Here is a 21532-nt window from a genome sequence, read left to right on the forward strand (position 1 = left end):
GGGATAAACGCCATTTGGCCTGTTTGGGTTATGACATTAAAATCATAATCAATTATTGCTGGAGCAATGCCGATTGATGCATTGATTTATTGTCTGCAATCGGCGGCATGGCTGTTGAATTTGGATAGCGCAAGCGGCATGCGCAAATTCCCGCGAAAGCCTTGACTGCTCTGGGGATACGGGGCTGCATCGCAGGCCCCGTCAGGCCCCGTATCGCGCAACCGCATCCGGATATTTCGCGCGCGACATAAACGAATTAGTGATCGAGATAATTTATGCGGTCACCCATTTGTTTGCGAAAATTAACAATCTATCCGCGGCACTCTCCTTACAATCGCCTTCGCATTGCGGCAACGCAGCCCGATTTATCGGCCCCTGCGGTTGCACGACGCCATTCCCGCTGCGAATGGCCATCCGGCGCAGTTCCTCGGTGCCGTGCCGGATCCCGTAGGCCTGTTCTGCCGGTTTTCGCACCCGGCCAGGCCCGGTCGGGTTCCGTGTCCTCGTGCCGCCATGCAATAAGCCGATAACGGAGCTCAAGCCCGCGCGCGCCTGTGTCATCGGTGCGCGGCGCCAGCTTGGGCAACACAGAGACAGGCTGCGGATCCCATGGATTCACTGATGAAGCGCCGTGATCGCACCCGCGACGGGGCGCTGCGGCGGCAAGGGAGGCGACGGCGCGCTCCGGCCGCGCTGGGTACCGGACTGACCGCGGGGCTGGCGGCAATGTGCTGGCTGCCGGCACTTGCGCACGCGAATTCCGACTATGACGCACTGATCCGGCGCGCCCGCGCCGGCGACTATGCGCCCGCGCTGGCAATGCTGCGTGAGCGCGCACCGTCGGACCAGCGGGCCGCGTGGGACCGCATCGTCATCGCCAGTTGGGCGGGACAACCGGGCGAAGTGCTGGAAGCCTATGGCAACCTCGACGAAACGCGCGCCTTGCCGCCGGAGGTGCTGGCGTCCGTGGCCGGCGCCTTGCGCGACCAGCGCCGCTGGGACGAGGCGCTGGCGCGCTATCGCGAGGGCCGGCAACGCTTTCCAACGCATGCGGTATTCGAGCTGGGCGAGGTGAAGGTACTGGCCGACAGCGGCCAGGCCGCCGAGGCGGTGGCGCTGGGGCAGGCGCTGGTGCAGCGCGAGCCCGCCGCCGTCGACAGCCGCCTGGCACTGGCCTACGCGCAAGTGCGCGCCGGCGAGCCGTATGCGGCGTTGTTCGAGGTCGACCAGGCCTACCTGCGCGCGCCCCAGCGCGCCGATGTCGTGCGCGAATATGTCGGCGCGCTGCAGCGCGCGGGGCTGCCCGAGGCGGCGCTGCGCGTCGCAGGCGGACATCCTGAACTGTTCGACCAGCGCGCGCGCCTGGCGCTGGAGCTCGATGCCGCGGCCGAACTGGTGCGCCTGGCTGACATGCCGACGCGCACCGAAGCCGAGCGCTTTGCCATTGCCGACCGTGCGCTGGCACGCTATGACGCATTGCTGCCCCCACTGCAGGCGCTGGGGCAGCCAGCCGCGCCGCAACTGCGCCGCGCGCGCCTCGACCGCCTGGCCGCGCTGCATGCGCGGGTCCGGATGCAGGACGTAGTGAGCGAATACGAAGCGCTGCGGGCCGAGGGCGTCGAGGTGCCGGCGTATGCATTGGGAGATGTCGCCGCCGCCTACCTGTACCTGCGCCAGCCGGAGCAGGCCGCGCCGCTGTTCCGCCAGGTGCGCGACGCCTACCCCCAGGGCCTGGACTCCGAGACCCGGCTCAAGGCGCAGACCGGCTTGTACTACGCCCACGCCGAGGCCGAGGCCTTCGATCCCGCCGCGCAGGCGGTGCAGCAGGCCAGCGCCGAGCAGCCGCGCTGGCGCTGGGTGCGGGGCCAGCCGATGCGCCAGCCCAACGACCTGTGGCTGCAGGCGGAGCAGACCGCCACCCGCGCCGACCTGCACGCCGACGCCACTGCATCGGCGCAGCAGAGGCTGGAAGACCTGGTGCGCAAGGCGCCCGGCCATTCGGGCCTGCGCGCCGCGCTGGCCGACGTCTACCGCGCCCGCGGCTGGCCGCGCGCGGCCGAGGGCGAGCTGAAGCTGGCCGAGACCCTGACCCCGCGCAGCCTGCCGGTGGAGGTGCAGCAGGGGCACGCGGCGCTCGATCTGCAGGAATGGCGCCAGGCCGAACTGCTGCGCGACGACACCCTGGCGCGCTTCCCCGAAGACCTCACCGCGCGGCGCCTGGACCGCGAGTGGCAGGTCCACAACAAGGCCGAGCTGCGCATCGAGGGCTACCGCGGGCTGGCCAACGACAGCGCCGTGGTCGGCAACGGCAACTTCGGCATCGAAGCGGTGCTGTACACGCCGCCGGTCAACTACGACTGGCGCGGCTACGGCGGCATCGGCTATGCCACCGGCCGCTTCGACGAAGGCCGCGTCGATTACCGCTGGGCGCGCGCAGGCGCGCAATGGCGCGGGCGCGACCTGACCGTGGAGAGCGAGCTGTCGCTGCACGGCTATGGCCAGGGCGCACGCCAGGGCGGGCGCATCGCCGCGGACTATGACATCGACGACCGCTGGCGCGTGGGCGCGTCGGCGGCGCTGCGCTCGACCGGCACGCCGCTGCAGGCGCTCAAACACGGCATCTATGCCGACACCGTGCAGGCCTACGCGCGCTGGCGCCGCAGCGAAGCCAGCGAATGGATGCTGACCGTGGCGCCGTCGCGCTTCAGCGACGGCAATGACCGGCTCGAGGCCGGCGTGTCCGGCGTGCAGCGCTTCTATACCGCGCCGCACCTGAAGGCCGACCTGTTGGTCGACCTGTGGGCGTCGCGCAATAGCCGTGCCGACACGCCGTACTACAACCCGCGCTCCGACCTGACCGTGCTGCCGTCGGTGCGCCTGACGCACATGCTGTACCGGCGCTACGAGACCGTCTGGGAGCAGCAGTTCCTGGCCGGCACCGGCGCCTACAGCCAGCGCGGCTTCGGCACCGGCGCGATCCTGCTGGTGGGCTACGGCCAGCGCTTCCGAACCAACGACGTGTTCGAGGTCGGCGCCACCGTGACCGGCACCAGCCGCCCCTATGACGGCCAGCGCGAGCGCGAGCTGCGCATCGTCTTTGACATGACCTACCGCTTCTGAACAGGAATGCAAGCCATGAACGCAACCCTGCGGCGCGCCTGCCGCCTGCTCTGGCTGGCGCTGGCCGCGTGCCTGCTGGCCGCCTGCGCCAAGGACATCCCGGTGTTCACGCCGCCGGCCCAGCGCCCGGCCGCGGCCGCCGAACAGCCGTGGCCGCGCAACCATGTGGTGGTGCTGGCCTATCACGACGTCGAAGACAAGGACCCCGACCAGGCCTACCTGAGCGTGCGCACCGACCACCTGGTCGGCCAGCTGGCCTGGCTGCGCGAGAACGGCTACCGCGCGGTATCGGTCGACCAGGTGCTGGCGGCGCGCCGCGGCGGGCCGCCGCTGCCCGAGCGCGCGGTGCTGCTGACCTTCGACGATGGCTACCGCAGCTTCTACACGCGCGTGCTGCCAATCCTGAAGGCCTACCGCTGGCCGGCCGTGCTGGCGCCAGTGGGCAGCTGGCTCGATACCCCGCCGGGGCAGCCGGTGGATTTCGGCGGCACGCCGACGGCGCGCGAGCGCCTGCTCGACTGGCAGCAGGTGCGGGAGATCGCCGCGTCGGGCCTGGTGGAAATCGGCGCGCATACCGATGCCTTGCACTACGGCGTGCGCGCCAACCCGCAGGGCAACACCGAGCCGGCCGCGGCGGTGCGCGTCTTCGATGCCGCCACCGGGCGCTATGAATCGGATGCCGGACAGCAAGACCGGCTGCGTGCCGACGTGGCCCATATCACCGCCAAGATCCGCGCCGTGACCGGCAAGCCGGTGCGCGTGTGGATCTGGCCGTACGGCGCCGAGGGCGGCGCGGCGCTGCGCATCGTCGCCGAGAACGGCTACCAGATGGCGCTGACGCTGGAGGACGGCCTGGCCACGGTGGACCGCATGATGTCGGGCGCGCGCCTGCTGCTCAGCGACGATCCCGGCCTGCGCGGCTTCGCCCGCTCGGTGGTCGCGATGGAAGAGCCCAACGGCATGCGCGTGGCGCACGTGGATCTGGACTATGTCTATGACCCCGATCCCGCCCAGGTCGAACGCAACCTGGGCCTGCTGGTGCAGCGCATCGCCGACCTGAAGATCGACACGGTGTTCCTGCAGGCGTTCTCCGACGACGACGGCGACGGACTGGTCAGGTCGGTGTACTTCCCCAACCGCTGGCTGCCGGTGCGCGCCGACCTGTTCAACCGGGTCGCGTGGCAGCTCGACAACCGCGCCAACGTGAAGGTGTATGCATGGATGCCGGTGCTGAGCTTCGACCTCGACCCGTCGCTGGCGCGCGTGGCGCGCTGGGACCCGGCCACCGGCGCGGTGGCGGTCGACCCGAAGCAGTACCGGCGCCTGTCGCCGTTCGATCCGGTGGCCCGGGCCCGTATCGGCGACCTGTATGAAGACCTGGCGCGCCATGCCTTCTTCGACGGCATCCTGTTCCACGACGACGCCTTGCTGGGCGACTTCGAGGATGCCAGCGCGCCGGCGCTGGCCGCGTATCGCGCCGCGGGCCTGCCCGGCTCGATCGCCGAACTGCGCGCCGGCCCCGAGCAGATGCAGCGCTGGACCCGCATGAAGAGCCGGGCGCTGGTGGACTTTACCCACCAGCTGACCGCGCGCGTGCGCGAGGTGCGCGGGCCCGCCATCAAGACCGCGCGCAACATCTTTGCGCTGCCGGTGCTGCAGCCGGAGAGCGAGGCGTGGTTCGCACAGAACCTGGACGACTTCCTCGCCGCCTACGACTGGACCGCGCCAATGGCGATGCCATACATGGAACAGGTGCCGGCCGGCCAGGAGAACGCATGGCTCGACCGCATGGTCGACACCATCGCCCGGCGCCCGGGCGCGCTGCGGCGCACCGTGTTCGAACTGCAGGCGCGCGACTGGCGTGGTCCCGCGGCCCGTCCGGTCGACAGCGCGGTGCTGGCCGGCTGGATGCAGCGGCTGCAGCGCCGTGGCGCGCGCAGTTTCGGCTACTACCCGGACGACTTCCACAACAACCAGCCCCGGCTCGAGCTGATCCGGCCGGCGCTGTCCAATGCCTGGTACCCCGCACCATGATCGAACGACTGTTTGCCCTGGTCATCCTGTGCCTTGCCCTGGCGCTGCCGTTCGCGCTGGCCGCCCTTGCCACCGGTGACCTGCTGCTGGCCTTTGTGTTCTTCTATCCGCTGTTCATGTCCGGCCTGTGGATCGCCGGCGGCCTGTACTTCTGGTGGCACTGGGAGCGCCAGTGGCGCTGGGGCGCCGAACGCGAGGCGCCCGCGGTGTCCGGCGAGCCCTTCATCTCGATCCTGGTGCCGTGCTACAACGAGGAAAAGAACGGCGAGGAAACCCTGCTGGCGGCGCTGGCGCAGCGCTACCGCAACTTCGAGGTGATCGCCATCAACGACGGCTCGCGCGACGGCACCGGCGCCTTGCTCGATGCACTGGCGGCGCGCCATCCGCGGCTGCGCGTGGTGCACCTGGCGCACAACCAGGGCAAGGCCATGGCGCTGCGCATGGGCGCGCTGGCCGCGCGCGGCGAATACCTGGTCTGCATCGACGGCGATGCCGCGCTGGACCCCGACGCGGCCGCTTACCTGGTCGCGCCGATGGTGGCCAATCCGCGCGTCGGCGCGGTCACGGGCAATCCGCGCATCCGCACCCGCTCGACGCTGGTGGGGCGGATCCAGGTCGGCGAGTTCTCGTCGATCATCGGCCTGATCAAGCGCACCCAGCGCGTCTACGGCCAGGTCTTCACCGTCTCGGGCGTGGTCGCGGCGTTCCGGCGCCGCGCGCTCGACCGCGTGGGCTACTGGAGCCTGGACATGATCACCGAGGACATCGACATCAGCTGGAAGCTGCAGCGCGACCACTGGTCGATCTTTTACGAGCCGCGCGCGCTGTGCTGGATCCTGATGCCCGAGACCGTGCGCGGCCTGCTCAAGCAGCGCCTGCGCTGGGCCCAGGGCGGCGCCGAGGTGTTCATGAAGAACGTCCGGTCGATCTGGATCTGGCGCCACCGCCGGCTGTGGCCGCTGATGGCGGAGTACTGCCTGTCGGCGGGCTGGGCCTTTGCCTTCGCCATGTCGATCCTGCTGTGGGCGCTGGGGCATTTCATCGAGCTGCCGGCCAATATCCGCATCCAGAAGCTGATGCCGCCCGGCTTTACCGGCATGGTGCTGGCCGCGGTGTGCCTGCTGCAGTTTGCCCTGAGCGTGCTGATCGACCGCCGCTACGAGCCGCGCCTGGCGCGCACGCTGTACTGGATCATCTGGTATCCGCTGGCGTACTGGATGGTGGGCATGCTGACCACGCTGCTGGCCTTTCCCAAGGTCATGCTCAAGACCCGGCGCCAGCGCGCGCGCTGGACCAGCCCCGACCGGGGCATCCACACCATGAGGCCGTGATGAAAGCCGAAACCATGATCATCCGTACCCGCGGCTCGCGCCTGCGCTGGCTGTTCGACGTCGTGCTCACGGCGCTGGCGTGGGCCGGCTTCTTCTACCTCGGCGCGAGCGGCATCCGCGCCATCCTGAACGAAGCGTCCGCCGGCCCCGGCGTGCCGTTCTGGGCGGCGCTGCTGCCTACCATGGGCACGCTGACGGTCTACGTACTGGTGGGGTTGTTCAACGGCATCGTGCTGCTGTCGTGGGCGCTCTACAACCAGTATCGCTTTGCCGGACTGGACCGCCGCAAGCCGCTGCCCGCGCTGCGCATCGATGAACTGGCGCGCAGCTTCGGCGTGCCCGGGCCGCGCGTGCGTGCGCTGCAGCTGGCCAAGGTGGCGGTGGTGGACCATACGCACGAGGGGGAAGTGGCTGAGGCGAGGGCCGTGGTGAGTACGAGCGCAGCAAACACCAACCCCACGACACGAACGATGCCTGAAGAAGCGACAGCGCCTGCGGCAACGTCCTAGCGCGCGTGCTTACGCCGCTTGGTCGGTCTGGCCGGTAGCCCTGGTTCAGGTCGGCTCGGGAAAACCATTATTTGACTGGGTGTCAAAAACAACGTAATTTAATTGTGCTGGTATCAATTTATGCGGTGAGCATGCCCCCATGGCGGCCCGCAAAAGACAGCACATCGCAGGCCGTTGATGGCCGCGAGCGAAGACAAATTACGGAGGAGAAATGACACGAAGCCTGGCCATCGCCGGTGTGCTGCTGGCCACCGGTGCGACCGCGCACGCCCAGTCATCTGTCACGCTATACGGCGTTGCGGATGCGGGTATCGAATATCTGAACCATGTACCGAATTCCGCCGGGCAAGCTTCAAGCCTGGTGCGCATGACCTCGGGCAACATCGCGGGCAGCCGTTGGGGCTTGCGGGGCGTGGAAGATCTGGGCAGCGGACTGAAGGGGGTATTCCTGCTCGAAGGCGGCATGGTGCTCGATTCCGGCATGGCCGCCCAGGGCGGAAGGCTGTTCGGGCGCCGTGCCTACGTCGGCCTCGACACGCCATATGGTCAGGTCTCCATGGGCCGCCATCACAACCTGACGTTCGATCTCATTATTCCGCTCGACCCGATGTACTTCGCGCCGAAGTACTCGTCGTTCTCACACGATTCCTGGCTCGCCGGACGAACGGATAACGCCGTCAAATACACCGGCAAGTTCGGCGGGTTGACGGCATCGGCGCTATACAGTTTTGGCGTTGACTCGACGATCGCAAACGGCAGCGAGGTACCTGGCAACAGTCGTGTGGGCCGTGAGATGAGCGCCGGCTTCTCCTATGGCATGGGCAACATACGTTTCGGCGCCGTCTATGACCAGTTGAACGGGCGCTCGGTGGCCACGGCCAGCGCGACTGAGCGACGCTATGTAGCGGCCATCGCGGGAGACTTCGGTCCCGTGACTGCCTATTTCGGCTACCGCCGACTCGTCAGCCAGCTGCTGGCGTCGATGTCGCGCACTGACCTGTACTGGACCGGCGCGACCTACAACTTCAGCCAGGCGTTCGCTTTGACTGGCGCGGTCTACAAGACCAATGACCGGACCTCGGCCAGGGATCCCATGTCGATCGTCATGTCGGCTGACTATCGGTTCTCGAAACGCACGGATGCCTATCTGACGGCCTCGTACACCCTGAACAAGGGAGGTTCCGTCTTGGCTGCAAATGGGTACGATGGCTCCGTGGTGCCAGGCGCGAATCAGTTCGGCGCGGTGGTCGGCCTGCGGCACAACTTCTGATCGTTTTTGCCGGATCTGCCGGCGAAATGGCGTCGGGCAGTGTGCCGCCTTCGCGGCACACTCTGTTTCACGTTCTGGGCAGTTCCGTCAGACATACGGAATTATTTGACAGCATATCAAATAATGACTAGATTATTGAGACGGTGGCATTTACGAAGGAGGCACAGTGACCGAACAAGACAAAACGCAGGTGACGGCAGGGATGCGGGGTGCATCATGGGACTCCCGCTTGATGGATCGCCCGTATCAGATGGTGCCGTATGCGCTTGGCACGGCCGACGGACAGCGTACGCTCGGCTTTCTGTTCAGCGTGACGGGCAAGGAGAAGACGGTAGTCTCCCTGATGCACCCGCGCGAGATGGCCATCACCCATTACCTCGTGCCATTTGTGCTCGATGCCGGGTGCGCCTGCTGGGTGCAGGGCCCTCGGTCCATCGGCAACGACCTGCGCCTGGAGCATGAGATCGCGCTGTTCGACGTTGCCGCCGGCATGACGCATCTGCGCGAACTTGGCTATGAAAAGATCGTGCTGCTCGGAAACTCGGGTGGCGCCGGGTTGTACACGTTCTACAACCAGCAGTCCCTGACGCCACGCGAAATGCGCATCGCCCGCACGCCGGGTGGCCGCCCGACCAACCTGGGCGAACTGCATATGCCGGAGGTGGACGCCTTCATCCTGGTCTCGCCCCATCCAGGACAGGGAAAGCTGCTGATGAGCGGCATCGACCCGTCTGTCACGGATGAAGACGACCCGATGCAGACGGACCCAGCGCTTGACCCTTTCTCCAGGGGCAATGGCTTCGATGTCGAGACGGGGAAGGCAACCTATGCACCGGCGTTCATCGAACGATACCGCGCCGCGCAGGTCGACCGTGTGGCCCGCATCGACGCCCGGGCGAAGGCCATGCTGGGTGCCAAGCTCGAAGCGCGGCGACAGGTGAAGTCCGGTTCGCGCACCGGTGCCGACCGACGCCTGGCCGCCCACGCGCCGATCTTCGAAGTCTGGCGTACCGATGCTGATCTGCGTTCCTGGGACATCTCCCTGGACCCGTCTGACCGGAAGACCGGTTCGCTCTGGGGTAAGGATCCGTTCGTGTCCAACTGGGGCAGCGTGGGTTTTGGACGTGTCGTCACGCCGGAGTCCTGGCTTTCCACATGGTCCGGGCTGTCGTCGAATGCGTCACTGGACAAGACCATCGGCGCGTTGCATCAGCCGACGCTGCTGCTTGAATACACCGGCGACCAGTGCACCTTTCCCGCCGATATCCGCGCCATCTACGATCAGATTCCGGCGCAGCACAAGCGCCACATCCGCGTGCGCGGCAATCACCACGGCATGGCACTGAGCCGCGAAGAAGAGCCCGGGCAGCGAGTCGCCGGCCGGCACATCGTCGAATGGCTGCGCGAAACGATGGCCTGAGCGCACTACGCTGGACCACATATATACATAGAGGTAGACAAAACATGCTGCAACCCCCCCATGTGCGCCCGTCCATCTTGCTGGAAGGCGTGCGCTACCCCGATGAAGATCGTCTTCGCCGATATGTGGGCGAGGGCTACCTCACGGCCGAGACGCTGGTCGGAGCCCTGCGCCAATCGTTTCAAGAACATCGTGACCGTCTGGCGCTGGTAGGTCCCGAGGGTGAATTCACTTACGGAGAGCTGGATCAACAGACGGACCGCCTGGGTGCCGCGTTGCTCGCCCTGGGTCTCAAGCCGCTGGACCGGGCCGTCTTTCAATGTGGCAACAGCAACGAGTTGCTGTTCGCATTCCTCGGTTGCCTGAAGGCCGGCATCATTCCTCTGTGCTCGCTTCAGGCATTCCGCAAGCTCGAAGTTGGCTACCTCGGCAACCTCTGCGAGGCCCGTCTGCATTTCGTGCAAGGCGATGATCCGAAGTTCGATGACGTGGCCTTTGCGGAAGAAATGCAAGCCGAAGTGCCAAGTCTGCAGTTCATCCTGCAGGCTCGCGGCGAGCGCCGGGGCCGTGCCGTCCTGCTGGCTGACCTGATTCGCGACATGTCGCCGGGGCGTGCGCAGCAGATCCTGTCAGAGGTCAGGCACGAGCCGTTCCAGGCGGCCGTGTTCCAGTTATCCGGCGGCACCACGGGCGTGCCCAAGATCATTCCGCGCTTCCAGAACGAATATCTGTACAACATGCGTGCGGTCGCCGCATGTAACGGTTACGGCCCGGACGACGTGCTGTTCTTCCCCACGCCGTACATGCATAACCTCAACATGGGCTGCTTCTTCGGGCCGTTTCTGCTTTGCGGCGCCAAGGTGACGGTGGCGCCGGATATCGGCGAAAACACCTTGCAGTCCCTGGTCCGCGACTATGAACCGACCTGGTTCGGCGTGGCCGGGCCGATCCTGAACCGCATTGCGCCGGAGTTGGTTCGCGGCACGGCGACGGACAAGGCGCGGCGCAATTTCATTGCCCCGAAAAACGGGGCCAACCTGACACGCCTCACGGGCTCGCCCACGCATCACATCTTCGGCATGACCGAAGGCGTGATCATGTTCACGCGCCCGGAAGATCCCGCGCAAATACGTGAGGAGTCGGTCGGTTATCCGGTGTCTGACGCAGATGAGGTTCGCATCGTCCATCCGGGTACGGAAGACGATGTGGCCGAAGGCGAGACCGGCGAGGCCCTGTTCCGCGGCCCCTACACGATCCGTGGCTACTACAAGTCAGAGCAGGAGGACGTCACGCGCTTTACCGCTGACGGCTTCTACCGATCGGGCGACCTCATGTCGTCGCAGGTGGTGAACGGCAAGCGCTATTACTTCTTCCGTGGTCGCATCAAGGATGTGGTCGATCGTGGCGGGGAGAAGATCAACGCCGAAGAGCTCGAGAACGTCATCAACCTGCATCCTGCGGTCATGGCCTCGGCTGTCGTTGGCATGCCGGACAAGGTGTACGGCGAACGGGTATGCGCGTTCGTAATGTTGAAGCCGCCGCTGGCCGCAGCGGGCCTCACATTGCTCGAACTGACCCAATACCTGCAGCAGGCCGGCCTGGCGAAATTCAAATGGCCGGAGCGGCTGGAGATCATTCCCGAGTTTCCACTGACCGCATCGGGCAAGCTCAGCAAGGTGCTGCTGCGTGACCGCATCGTCCAGATGCTGCGCGCGGAAGCAGACAAGAACACCGTTGAACAAGCGAAGTGAGGAAGGACGAGACATGAACCAATCCACCCAAGGCGCGCAAGCGAACGCCCCCGTTGTTGAACTGCACGGCGTTCATCACACGGCCCGGCCGACCTGGAAGCTTGCAGAGACCGTGCACTTCTACCGCGACCTCCTTGGCCTGCCTCTGGTACACGCGATTTCCGCAAAAGGCTGGGGTCCCGACAACCATGCCGACTTCCTGCACTTCTTTTTCGATAGCGGCAACGGCAGCACCATCGCGTTCTTCTATTACATCGGTACGGAACGTCCCGACTGGCTGACCGTCCGCGAGCACTACCAGGACCGCGCCACGCACACCGCATGGCGAGTGCGCGATGAGGCGGAACTGCTGCAGTGGCGCCAGCGGGTTGAGGCGGTTGGCATTCCCTTGCGCTATCAGATCCGCCACGAAGTCATCGAATCGATCTACTTCAACGACCCGAACGGCTATCCGATCGAGATCACCTGGCAGGTCCGCCCGTTCAGCAGCGCCGACAAGCAGGACGCTGCTTTTACCATCGACTCCGCCATTGAACTCGAACGCGCCCGCGACAAGGGCGCGGCCTTCGGCTCCATCGAACCGGTCTGGCAGCGCAAGGCCGAACGGATCGAGCAGGCCGTGCCTGATGGCAAAAAGGCGTCGGTGTATGTGCTGGATGTGCCCGAGTTTGCGCCGTTGATCGATGTGGCGCGCAACACGGAAGGCTACAAGACCACAGCGCTGGGCAACGGCTATGTACGCATCGATGGCAATCCGGCATTGCAATTCCGGCGCAAGGAACTCGGCTTCAAGCCAGCGGTGTGGTACGGCGCCTTGACGGGCGGACTGGCCGGCAAGATTCGCCAGTTCGACATGGATGCCCTGGTGGTCGCTCCGGGAGACGCGCAATGAAGGTCGCAATCATTGGCGGCGGACCGTCGGGCCTGTTCCTATCGATCCTGCTGAAGGAACGGATGGCAGAGGTCGACATCGATGTATTCGAGCAGAATCCGGAGGATGCGACCTTTGGTTTCGGCGTGGTTCTTGCGGATACTGGTTTGTCCAACCTCCGCTCGGCTTCACCGTTGGTGGTGGATCGCCTGGCGAAGGTGATGCGATTCAATGACCAGCATTCGATCATCAGCCACGAACATCCGATTGTCATGAAGAAGCCCGGCGCGGGTGGTGGTGCGATTCCGCGTATCAGCCTGCTCTCGGTGCTCCAGGAGCGTGCGAAGGAACTGGGAGTACGGGTTACCTACAACAAACGCATCGCGGACTTTGATGGGCTGGACGCCGACATTGTAGTGGGGGCGGACGGCATCGGCTCGCAAGTGCGCACGGCCAATGAGGCCGCCTTTGGCACGACCCGCCGCACGCTGACCAACCACTTCGCCTGGTTTGGCGTGGCGAAGCCATTCGCCAGCCCCGCGCTGGTATTTCGCAAGTACGAAGGCGGCTATTTCGTGGCCCACTACTATCCGTACTCCGATTCGATGAGCACCTTCGTGGCGGAGTGCGATCATCAGACGTGGGTCGACTTTGGCATGGAAGAAATGAGTGCCGAAGCGCGCCAGGCACTGTTTGAGAACGTCTTTGCTCCGGAGCTGGGCGGGCACGGCCTGGTCTCCAACAATTCGATCTGGCGGCAGTTTCCGGTGATCCTGAATGCCAACTGGCATGTCGGGAACCAGGTGCTCATCGGCGATGCGCTGACCAGCGCCCATTTTTCGATCGGATCGGGTACCCGGATTGCCATGGAGGACGCGATGGCGCTGGCGGACGCCATTGTGGCCAATCCCGGCAATGTCGCCGCCGCCCTGGAGCAATATGAGGCCGTTCGCAAGCCGGAGAAGGCCAAGCTGATCAGTGCTTCCGAGGCTTCGTACAACTGGTACGAGCGCATCCGCGAGTGGATGGAGCTTCCCACGCCGCACGAGTTCGTATTCCGTTTCATGACCCGTACGGGCCGGGTTGACGCCGAGCGGTTGCGGGCACAGTTTCCGGCCCTGATGGCCGAACTCGCCGCGGGCGGTGTCACGGCGGTGGCGGCGCAAGGGCAGCCATGATCCGCGCCACGGAGTACGTCATCAGTGAGACCCCGTTTGTGGTACGGCGAACTGTACGCTGGGGCGATTGTGACCCGGCGGGAGTGGTTTACACCGGACGGTTCACCGATTACTTGCTAGGGGCAGTCGGTCTCTACACCTCCCACATGGCCGGCGGTAACGGCAGACTGGGAGAAGAGCATGGCGTGGGAACGCCATGCAAGGCGATGCGTTTCGAATTCATCGGGACGCTTTGGCCCGACGACGTGATCGACATCCGCTGCAGCGTCGAAGCCATTCGTACGAGGTCGTTCGATATTCGCTGCATGGCCCGGCGTCCGGATGGGACACCGGTCTTCGACGCGATGTTCTCGCCGATCTGCGTACGGCTGGACCGACGCGAAGGCACTCCCATCCCCGCTTCGCTGCGCGCAGTGCTCAACCGCTTCCTGTCGCCAGCTCTCTGAACTGTTCTGGAAACCCTCAATGTCGAAGTATCGAATCGGGCAAATCGTGCCCAGCTCCAATATCACGATGGAGCGCGAAGTGCCGGCCATCTTCAACGCGCGCATGCAGGTGCGGCCGGAACAGTTCAGCTTCCACTCCAGCCGCGTTCGCATGCATCGCGTGGTGGCGGAGGAGCTGGAGAGGATGAACCGGGATATGGGCCGCTGCGCCGTCGAACTGACAGACGCCCGCGTCGACGTGATGAGCACGGCGTGCCTGGTGGCGACCATGTGCATGGGTCACGGCTATCACCGCCAGGTCATCGATGATCTGGGCGCAGTCATCGGCGACGCGCCGTACCGTCCGCAGATCATGACGTCGGCGGGAGCGCTGGTGGATGAACTGAAGGATTTCGGGGCACGCCGCATTGCGCTGATGGCGCCCTACAGTGATGCCCTGACCAAAACCGTGGTCGAGTACATCGAGCACGAGGGCATCGAGGTCAAGGACGTGATCAATTTCTCGATTCTCGACAATCTGGAAGTTGGCGAGCGGGATCCGTTGCAGTTGCTGGAGGACGTCAAGCGCCTGGATACCCGGGGTGTGGATACCGTGGTGCTGTCTGCCTGTGTCCAGATGCCATCGCTCGCGGCGCTCGAGGCCGCGCAGGAAGCGCTGGGCATCCCGGTGACGTCCACGGCAGCCTGTACTGCGCGCCAGATGTTGCGCAGGCTTGGTCTGGAAGCGACGGCACCTGGGGCAGGTGCCTACCTGGGCAGCCAGACCGGTTTGCGATAAACGTACCCACAACGACAAGGCAGGCGCCCACGGAAGCGGCGCCCCGACCACGGAGACGAGACCATGCACAACGCCCCCACGGGATTGCCCCGCGTATCGGGCCGGATTTACGCAAGTGTGATCCTCGGCGCAGCCCTTGGCATGCTGGCCGGTTACGCGCCCTTGTTCAATGCCACGGCCGGCGTCTTCGTCAGGCCGTTGTCTGCCGAGTTCGGCTGGGGACGCTCGCAGGCCTCACTGTCGTACGCAGCGTCGATGTTTGGGCTTGCAATCGTCAGCCCGATCGTCGGCGCCATGATGGACAGGTTCGGCATTCGACGGGTGATCGGCTGCTCGGCAATCGTTTTCGGGCTGGCCACCGCGGCGATGGCGCTGCAGAATGGCAGCATGCTGATGTGGGTCGCCCTGTCGATCGTCGTCGGCGTGTCCGGCGCGGCGACGTCGGTGCTGGGGTACCTCGCGGTGCTGCCACAGTGGTTCGACCGTCGCCTGGGCCTTGCCCTGGGGATTGCGATGTGCGGCCTCGGTGCCGGTACGGTGATATTGCCCATCACCGCGCAGTTCCTGGTGACGAGCTTCGGCTGGCGCATGGCGTACGTCGGGCTGGGCATCGGCTCGATCCTGCTGTCGCTGGTAGCTTGCAGTCTTCTGCGTGAAAGATTCCCTGGCACGCGCAACGCAATGCATGCGATGGCAGTCGCGCCGCAGGGGATTCCACTGGCGGCAGCGTTGCGCAGTTACCGTCTGTGGGCGATCTGGCTGGTCTTTGTGTTGAGCTCGGCAGCCACGTTGTCGTTGGGACCACATCTGCCGTCGCTGTTCGCAGATCGCGGATTTGATGCTGGCATGGCCGCGCGCAGCGCCTCAATGGTTGGCGTCGGACTGCTGGTCGGCCGTCTGCTCACGGGATTGCTGATCGACCGGATTCATGCACCGCTGGTAGCGAGCGTTTTCTTTGTTGGTGGCGCCATTGGCGTATTCCTGTTGCGCGGGGCGCACGATTACACGGCGCTGCTGATCGCCGCGACGCTGATCGGCCTGACCATCGGCGCCGAGGGGGATCTGATCTCTTACCTGGTGCGGTCATATTTTGGGCTTTCGTCGTTCGGCTCGCTGTTCGGTATCGCCTTCTCTGGCTATGGTCTGGGCGCGGTCATCGGACCCATTGCCCTGGGTGCTTGGTTTGACCGGCATGGCAGCTACGATGTCCCGCTGCTTGTGCTGCCTTGCATGCTAGTGATCTCCGCCATGCTCGTCCTGTCGCTCGGGCGCTACAGCGTGGGCGCGCCAGGGGAGGGGGCACCGGTAGCCGCGTCTGCATAGCGCTGCAGACGATGGCGTCAACGGGATTAGCGGATAGAATTGGCAGACTACCAATTTCCGCTGGTTCCATCCTCCCACGCTCATGCCTGCCGCCCGCAAGTCGCCCGTCTCAAAGGCCGCCCCCCAGCAAACGACCGCCGCGGCACCGCGCCGCCGTGGCCGTCCGCCAAAGACAGAAGCGCCGATCGGTGCCGAGCCGATGCTCAGCCGCACCACAATCCTGCAGCATGCGATTCAGTTGACGAAAACGGTGCCGCTGGACCAGATCTCGATGGTCCAGCTTGCCAAGGATTTTGGCGTTGCGCCCGGGCTGATTCACTATTACCTGGGTGGCCGCGATCAACTGGTTTCGGGCGTCCTTAACGACTACTATCGCCAGCGCACGCTGCGCATTCCGCCGCTGACAGGCGATTGGCGCGCGGATGTCGAGCGCATCGCGCGCCTCAGCTTCCAGGTCGCTGTGGAAAATCCGGGCGTCAGCAACTATGTGGCGTCGCACAACAGGTATCGCCTGTTCCAGGATGTGCAACCGGGCGAAACCGATTACGGCCTGGAGTTCTTCAACCGCATGACGTCGGCCATCATGCAGGGGGGCTTTTCCGCCGAACAGGTCGCGCTGGGCTACCACTTGCTCGCCCAGTACCTGGTTGCGGCAAGCATGGCGGAAGCCTCGCGCCAGCTACCGGCATACCATCAGGCTTTCATACAGAAGAAGCTGGATTCCGTCTCCGCCGAGCAGTATCCCGGCGCGCGCTTCGTGAGCAAGTCGTTTTCCCATCTGTCGTCCGATACGGCGTTCGAGGAAGGGCTGCGCATCACGCTTGACGGCATCGAAGCCTGGCAACGCGACGCAAAGCCTGCAAGGAAGAAAAGCGTTCGTTCCGCTTAGCGCCCGAGGGGGTATATCGCGCGCAATACCGCGTCCCTAGTGGTATCTCCTTATTTGAGATGCAGTCAATAAAACTAAAATGCTTATTTGACTGTGTATCAAATAAGTGCGGCGACGATGGGTCGCCGGCACGCCAGACGTGGAGACAACATGAAACGCCCCTTTCTCGCATTGACGCTGTTGGCTATGGCGCTTCCGGCCGCAGCCAGCACCTACCCCGACAAGATGGTTCGGCTGCTCGTGCCATCCATCGCGGGCAGTGCGCCGGACATCATTGCGCGCCAGGTTGCCGAGCGCCTCGCCAATACCTGGAAGCAACAGGTCATCGTCGAGAACAAGCCCGGTGGCAATGGCATCGTCGCAATGACCGCGCTGAAGCAGGCTCCGGCCGATGGCTATACGCTCGTGCTGTTTCACGCAGCGGCGGCCGTCACGACGCCGGTGATGTACAAGGAAGCGAAGTTCGATATCCAGCGTGACACGGAAGTGGCTGCCACGCTGGCGTACACGCCGATGATGTTCGTGGCGGGACCGGCCACTCCGTACAAGAGCCTTGGCGAGGTGATCAAGGACGCCAAAGGGCGGCCGGACGATGTTGTGATCGGCAGTCCGACGCGTGGCTCTGTTCCGCATCTCACGGCGGAAATGATGGGGCAGTTGCAGAAGGCCAGGTTCCGCCAGGTTAGTTTCAGCGGAACGACGCAGGCGATCCAGGCGGTGGTCAAGGGCGATATCCCCGTCTACGTCGACGGCATTGCGCCGCTGGTGCCTCTGGTGCGTGGTGGACGGCTGAAGGCGCTTGCCGTGACGTCGGACGCCAGTTTGCCCGGACTGGAAGGCATTCCGCTTGCGAAGGATGTCGCGCCCGGGCTGGTGGCCAAGGGATGGTTCACGATCTTTGCGCCAAAGGGGACGCCGGTGTCAGTGCTGGATCGCGTCAATTCGGCTGTCAATCAGACCTTGAAGCAGCAACCATTTGTCGATCGGCTCAAGGATCTGGGCACCTATCCGATGCCGATGTCGCGGCCGGAAGGCGCGAAGTTCATCGAGGCCGAGAAGCTCCGTTGGGAAAAGGTGATTGCCGATGCCGGCGTAAAGCCGGAATGACGGTACGCCACCACTAAACCTTCCTTCGGAGAACATATGCCTATCGTTCTAACCCGGGTACTGGCTGGCCGGGCTCTCTACCTTCGTCAACTTTGTGTCGCGGCCACGGTGGCGCTCGGCGTTCTGGCCTCGGCTTCCCATGCCGATCCAGCCAGCCAACCGAAGACGCCATCGTTGGCCGATCCTGGTCCCAATCTTGTCCTTCTGGGAACGGCAGGCGGTCGGACATCATGGCGGGGCTCGCAATCGGCGGGCATCTCATCCGCCCTGGCAGTCAACGGCCAGGTTTACCTTGTCGACTTCGGCGCGGGATGGCTGCGACGCTATTTTCAGGCGGGCCTGGGAGCACCGCCGCCGGGGCGCGGGCTTGAATCGCTGCGGGCCGCGTTTATCACCCATATGCATGCGGACCACATCGTGGACTATCCGTCGCTGGTACTGTTCGGCGCATCCGACGGGTTGGCGGAGCGACGTCAGAAACTCAAGGTGTTCGGTCCGGGCCCACGGGGGAAGTTGCCGCCTGCGAGTGGAGGCAAAGAAGGGGTGTCGGAAATCGTTGCCCCCGAGCAGCCGATGCCTGGCACCGTTGCCATGACGGAGGCGCTTTATCGGGCCTTTGCGGCGGACATCAATGACAACATCCTGGATAGTCGCAAGCCGAATCCTCATGCCCGTGTCGACGTGATGGACATCGCGCTGCCGGCTAGTCTCAGGGTGGATCTTGACCGGGATCCCGCTCCTGTGATGGAGCCTTTCGAGGTCTACCGTGACGAGAACGTCAAGGTCACAGCAACGTTAGTCAACCATGCACCGGTATTTCCGGCATTCGCGTACCGGTTCGATACGGCTCACGGCTCCATTGTCTTCTCCGGCGACACGAGTCCGCATGCGAACCTGATCAGGCTGGCGCGCGGTGCCGACATACTGGTGCACGAAGTGATCGACACCGCGTGGGTTGACGCCTTGTATCCAAAGCCCCGAAGCCCCGCACAGGAGGCTAAGGCGCACCACCTGGTGCATTCCCATACCGCGGCGACCGAAGTGGGCGCCGTGGCGGAAGCCGCTGGCGTCAAAACGCTTGTTCTGTCCCATCTAGCGCCTGCGGACAACGATCCCAGTCGGTGGGAATCAGCCAGCAAGGGCTTTTCGGGGAAGGTGATCGTGGGGCGGGATCTGCAGTGGATCCCCCTAGCAACGGCTGTGCACACCCGGGAGCAGCGCTCGAGCAGCGCAGCGCCCTGACGTCTCGCATCTTTCCCAGGCGTCCGCGCGCCTGGCCGGTGCACCCTGGACAATGAAGTCAGCTCGACCGAGACAAGTCCGCAACCAGCGACTCCGCGGACTGAATGCCAGACAGCATTGCCGACGGCACGCCATAGCCCGGGAACGTCGTCTGTCCGCCCAGGTATAGCCCGCTGATCGGTGTCCGATGCGGAAGGAAGCGGTGGGGTGGAGAACCCGGAGCAATTCCATACAGCGCACCCTCATACAGTTGTCGTTCCCGGGCAAAGTCCTGCGGGTCGAGCACGCGGGTCCTTTCGATGGCCATGCCGGGGACTCGCTTCTGCAACGCGTCCAGGTATCTCTCCAGTGCCGAATCGCTCCATGCCGGATTCCATTCGGATACCGAGCGAATATCGCTGGCGGGCGCGTACAGCTCGATGATATGCCTGCCTCCTGATGCCAGTTCCGGTAGCACCCGCGTAGGCTGCGTGTACGCAATCCATGGCGGGACGTCGGATCTCGGAACATGCATGGCACCTTGATTTTCCATCGCCGGTACATGGTTGACGATGAACGCGTCGGCTGCCGCAGCACCGGAATATCCGATCTGGATGGAGATGGCTCTGTGTGACAACGGAGCCTTATCCGCCTTTGCGGCCAGGCTTCGCGGGATATCGGCGGCACGCAGCAGGTTCTTCACGACACCCAATCCCGAACACGTGGCGACGACGTGCGAGGCCGGGATGTGTTCTCCGTCGGTTAGCACAACGCCATGCACCCGACCGTCGCTGACGACGATTTCCCTGACCTTGGTACCGAAACGCACCGAGACGGATTGACCCTGCAGGGCTCGCAGCAGGGCAGCACTAATGGCGCCCATGCCGCCGCGCGGCAGGTGAAAGCCTTCCTCCAGCAAGGCCAGCAAGCCGATGATCTGTGTCGCCGGTAGCCGGTCGGGTGCGAGGCCTGTGTAGAGCAACGTGGACGCGACAGCAGCCTGCAGATCCCGGTCCGGAAAATAGGACGCGATCAGGCCGTTTACGTGCCCGCCCATTCGCAGCAGGTGCCTCCAGAGTTTGCCGATCGTACGTAGCAGCGACGGTTCTTCCGGAAGCACGTCGCGGACCAAGGTTGCGTAGATCGGACGCCAATCGTCTCGTAGCTTGGCCAGCCCGTCCCGCAGCGCCTGCGTGCGGCGGTGGTGGTCGGCGCCGTCCACGTACGAGTGTTCCGCTGTCGAGAGGTGCACTGCAGTGCCATTGTCCAGATAAGTCGCGTGGGGCCTGGTTATGCCGACGAGTTCGACTTCTTCATCGAAGCTCAGGCCCAGGCGCCCGAAGGCTGCATGAAGCAATGAGGGCACGGCCACGTATACCGCGCCATTGTTGAAGGTATATCCGTCGGACACCTCGGTGGAACAGCATCCGCCCGCGCTCTGCTGCGCCTCCACGACCATCACCGGGATGCCACGACGAGACAGCGAAAGCGCGGCGGCCAGTCCTGACAGCCCAGCCCCGATGACCACCGTGGGCACTTCTTTCCTTGCGCGCATCGACGACTTCCCCTTGCGAGATTGGACAATGTACAATCCTAGACAATGTCCAATTAAGTCGCAACTGCCATGAGCGAAGACGATCGGATTGCCCGTAAGAGAAAGCAGACGCGTGACCGCATCGCTGCCACCGCGCATGCGTTATTTGAACGCGACGGTTATGAAGTGGTAACGATGGAACAGATCGCGGCAGAGGCGGATGTTGCGAGAGGCACGGTCTATAACCACTTCCCCGTCAAAGAGGCGGTGCTGGTGCACTGGATGCACAATGAACTCGAGGAAGACCTGCAAGCGGCGGTGGAGGACTACGTTCTGAGTCGCGAGTCCTTCGTTGCACGTGTGGCAACGCTGTGGCATGGCTCGGCCAACTGGTGGGAACACCATCGCCAGTATGCGGCGCCGTATATCCGCTTCCGCTTCCAGCAAGTGCGCGATGGCATGGAGCAGCAGACCAGTTCGGACATGCTCCCCTTGTACGTGCAACTCATCGAACAGGCACAACAGGCCGGAGAGCTCCGGCCTGATACTGCGGCCGAGCGCCTGGCGCACTATCTGCATTTCCTATACCTTGGGGCCGTCATGGCCTGGTTGAGCGACCCGGCCCTGCACCTGGAGGACGAGCTTGGCAAAGCCCTGGACTTCTTTATGCAGGGCGCCGCCCATGCTGATGACACTGCGCCCGGTATCAGGCCCCAAGCGGGATCGCGAGGGCGATAAACGTTTGGCACA

17 protein-coding genes are annotated in these 21532 nt (G+C 64.5%); 16 read left to right on the forward strand and 1 reads right to left on the reverse strand.

Annotated elements, in window-relative coordinates:
• Nucleotides 1-621 precede the first annotated feature (621 nt).
• The 15 genes from pgaA to MKD50_RS19780 all read left to right on the forward strand — a co-directional run bounded on the left by pgaA (nt 622) and on the right by MKD50_RS19780 (nt 19269).
• Nucleotides 622-3120, forward strand: coding sequence for a poly-beta-1,6 N-acetyl-D-glucosamine export porin PgaA (gene pgaA / locus MKD50_RS19710; protein ID WP_252668337.1), 2499 nt, complete (start codon nt 622-624; stop codon nt 3118-3120).
• Nucleotides 3121-3135: 15 nt separating this feature from the next.
• Nucleotides 3136-5154 carry a poly-beta-1,6-N-acetyl-D-glucosamine N-deacetylase PgaB gene (gene pgaB / locus MKD50_RS19715; RefSeq protein WP_252668339.1) on the forward strand — a complete coding sequence of 673 codons (2019 nt, stop codon included), beginning with the start codon at nt 3136-3138 and terminating at the stop codon, nt 5152-5154.
• Nucleotides 5151-6485 carry a poly-beta-1,6-N-acetyl-D-glucosamine synthase gene (pgaC, locus tag MKD50_RS19720; protein WP_252668342.1) on the forward strand — a complete coding sequence of 445 codons (1335 nt, stop codon included), beginning with the start codon at nt 5151-5153 and terminating at the stop codon, nt 6483-6485. The genes pgaB and pgaC overlap by 4 nt, the downstream gene beginning before the upstream one ends.
• Entirely contained in the window at nt 6485-6994 is a 510-nt protein-coding gene (gene pgaD, locus MKD50_RS19725; protein ID WP_252668343.1) for a poly-beta-1,6-N-acetyl-D-glucosamine biosynthesis protein PgaD, read from the forward strand. Before pgaC ends, pgaD begins: the two co-directional genes overlap by 1 nt.
• Nucleotides 6995-7205: 211 nt before the next feature.
• The gene (locus MKD50_RS19730) at nt 7206-8264 is read left to right on the forward strand and encodes a porin (RefSeq protein WP_240070708.1); all 1059 of its coding nucleotides are present in this window, start codon (nt 7206-7208) and stop codon (nt 8262-8264) included.
• A 166-nt stretch (nt 8265-8430) separates the two neighbouring features.
• Nucleotides 8431-9684: an alpha/beta hydrolase gene (locus MKD50_RS19735; protein ID WP_240070707.1), complete on the forward strand. Its 1254-nt coding sequence runs from the start codon at nt 8431-8433 to the stop codon at nt 9682-9684.
• Nucleotides 9685-9728: 44 nt separating this feature from the next.
• The gene (locus MKD50_RS19740) at nt 9729-11435 is read left to right on the forward strand and encodes an AMP-binding protein (RefSeq protein ID WP_252668344.1); all 1707 of its coding nucleotides are present in this window, start codon (nt 9729-9731) and stop codon (nt 11433-11435) included.
• Between the two features lie 13 nt (nt 11436-11448).
• On the forward strand, nt 11449-12327 hold the full coding sequence (locus MKD50_RS19745) for a VOC family protein (protein ID WP_252668345.1): 879 nt from the start codon (nt 11449-11451) through the stop codon (nt 12325-12327).
• Nucleotides 12324-13484: an FAD-dependent monooxygenase gene (locus MKD50_RS19750; RefSeq protein WP_115700679.1), complete on the forward strand. Its 1161-nt coding sequence runs from the start codon at nt 12324-12326 to the stop codon at nt 13482-13484. Before MKD50_RS19745 ends, MKD50_RS19750 begins: the two co-directional genes overlap by 4 nt.
• On the forward strand, nt 13481-13930 hold the full coding sequence (locus MKD50_RS19755; RefSeq protein WP_252668346.1) for an acyl-CoA thioesterase: 450 nt from the start codon (nt 13481-13483) through the stop codon (nt 13928-13930). The genes MKD50_RS19750 and MKD50_RS19755 overlap by 4 nt, the downstream gene beginning before the upstream one ends.
• A gap of 19 nt (nt 13931-13949) precedes the next feature.
• Nucleotides 13950-14708, forward strand: a complete 759-nt coding sequence (locus MKD50_RS19760) for a maleate cis-trans isomerase family protein (protein ID WP_252668347.1) — start codon at nt 13950-13952, stop codon at nt 14706-14708.
• Nucleotides 14709-14771: 63 nt separating this feature from the next.
• Nucleotides 14772-16031, forward strand: a complete 1260-nt coding sequence (locus MKD50_RS19765) for an MFS transporter (protein ID WP_252668348.1) — start codon at nt 14772-14774, stop codon at nt 16029-16031.
• An 82-nt stretch (nt 16032-16113) separates the two neighbouring features.
• Nucleotides 16114-16920, forward strand: a complete 807-nt coding sequence (locus MKD50_RS19770) for a TetR/AcrR family transcriptional regulator (protein WP_115700668.1) — start codon at nt 16114-16116, stop codon at nt 16918-16920.
• Between the two features lie 150 nt (nt 16921-17070).
• Entirely contained in the window at nt 17071-18027 is a 957-nt protein-coding gene (locus MKD50_RS19775; protein ID WP_252668349.1) for a Bug family tripartite tricarboxylate transporter substrate binding protein, read from the forward strand.
• Nucleotides 18028-18063: 36 nt separating this feature from the next.
• Complete coding sequence (locus MKD50_RS19780; RefSeq protein WP_252668351.1) at nt 18064-19269, forward strand: MBL fold metallo-hydrolase; 1206 nt, start codon at nt 18064-18066, stop codon at nt 19267-19269.
• A 58-nt stretch (nt 19270-19327) separates the two neighbouring features.
• Here MKD50_RS19780 and MKD50_RS19785 read toward each other — a convergent pair whose 3' ends face one another.
• Nucleotides 19328-20803 (reverse strand): phytoene desaturase family protein, encoded by a 1476-nt coding sequence (locus MKD50_RS19785; RefSeq protein ID WP_252668353.1) that lies wholly within the window; start codon nt 20801-20803, stop codon nt 19328-19330.
• Nucleotides 20804-20872: 69 nt separating this feature from the next.
• Between MKD50_RS19785 and MKD50_RS19790 the strand changes: the two genes are divergently transcribed.
• Complete coding sequence (locus MKD50_RS19790) at nt 20873-21520, forward strand: TetR/AcrR family transcriptional regulator (RefSeq protein WP_252668355.1); 648 nt, start codon at nt 20873-20875, stop codon at nt 21518-21520.
• Nucleotides 21521-21532 lie beyond the last annotated feature (12 nt).

This window comes from Cupriavidus mimosae (assembly GCF_023952485.1).
Lineage (GTDB): Bacteria > Pseudomonadota > Gammaproteobacteria > Burkholderiales > Burkholderiaceae > Cupriavidus > Cupriavidus taiwanensis_C.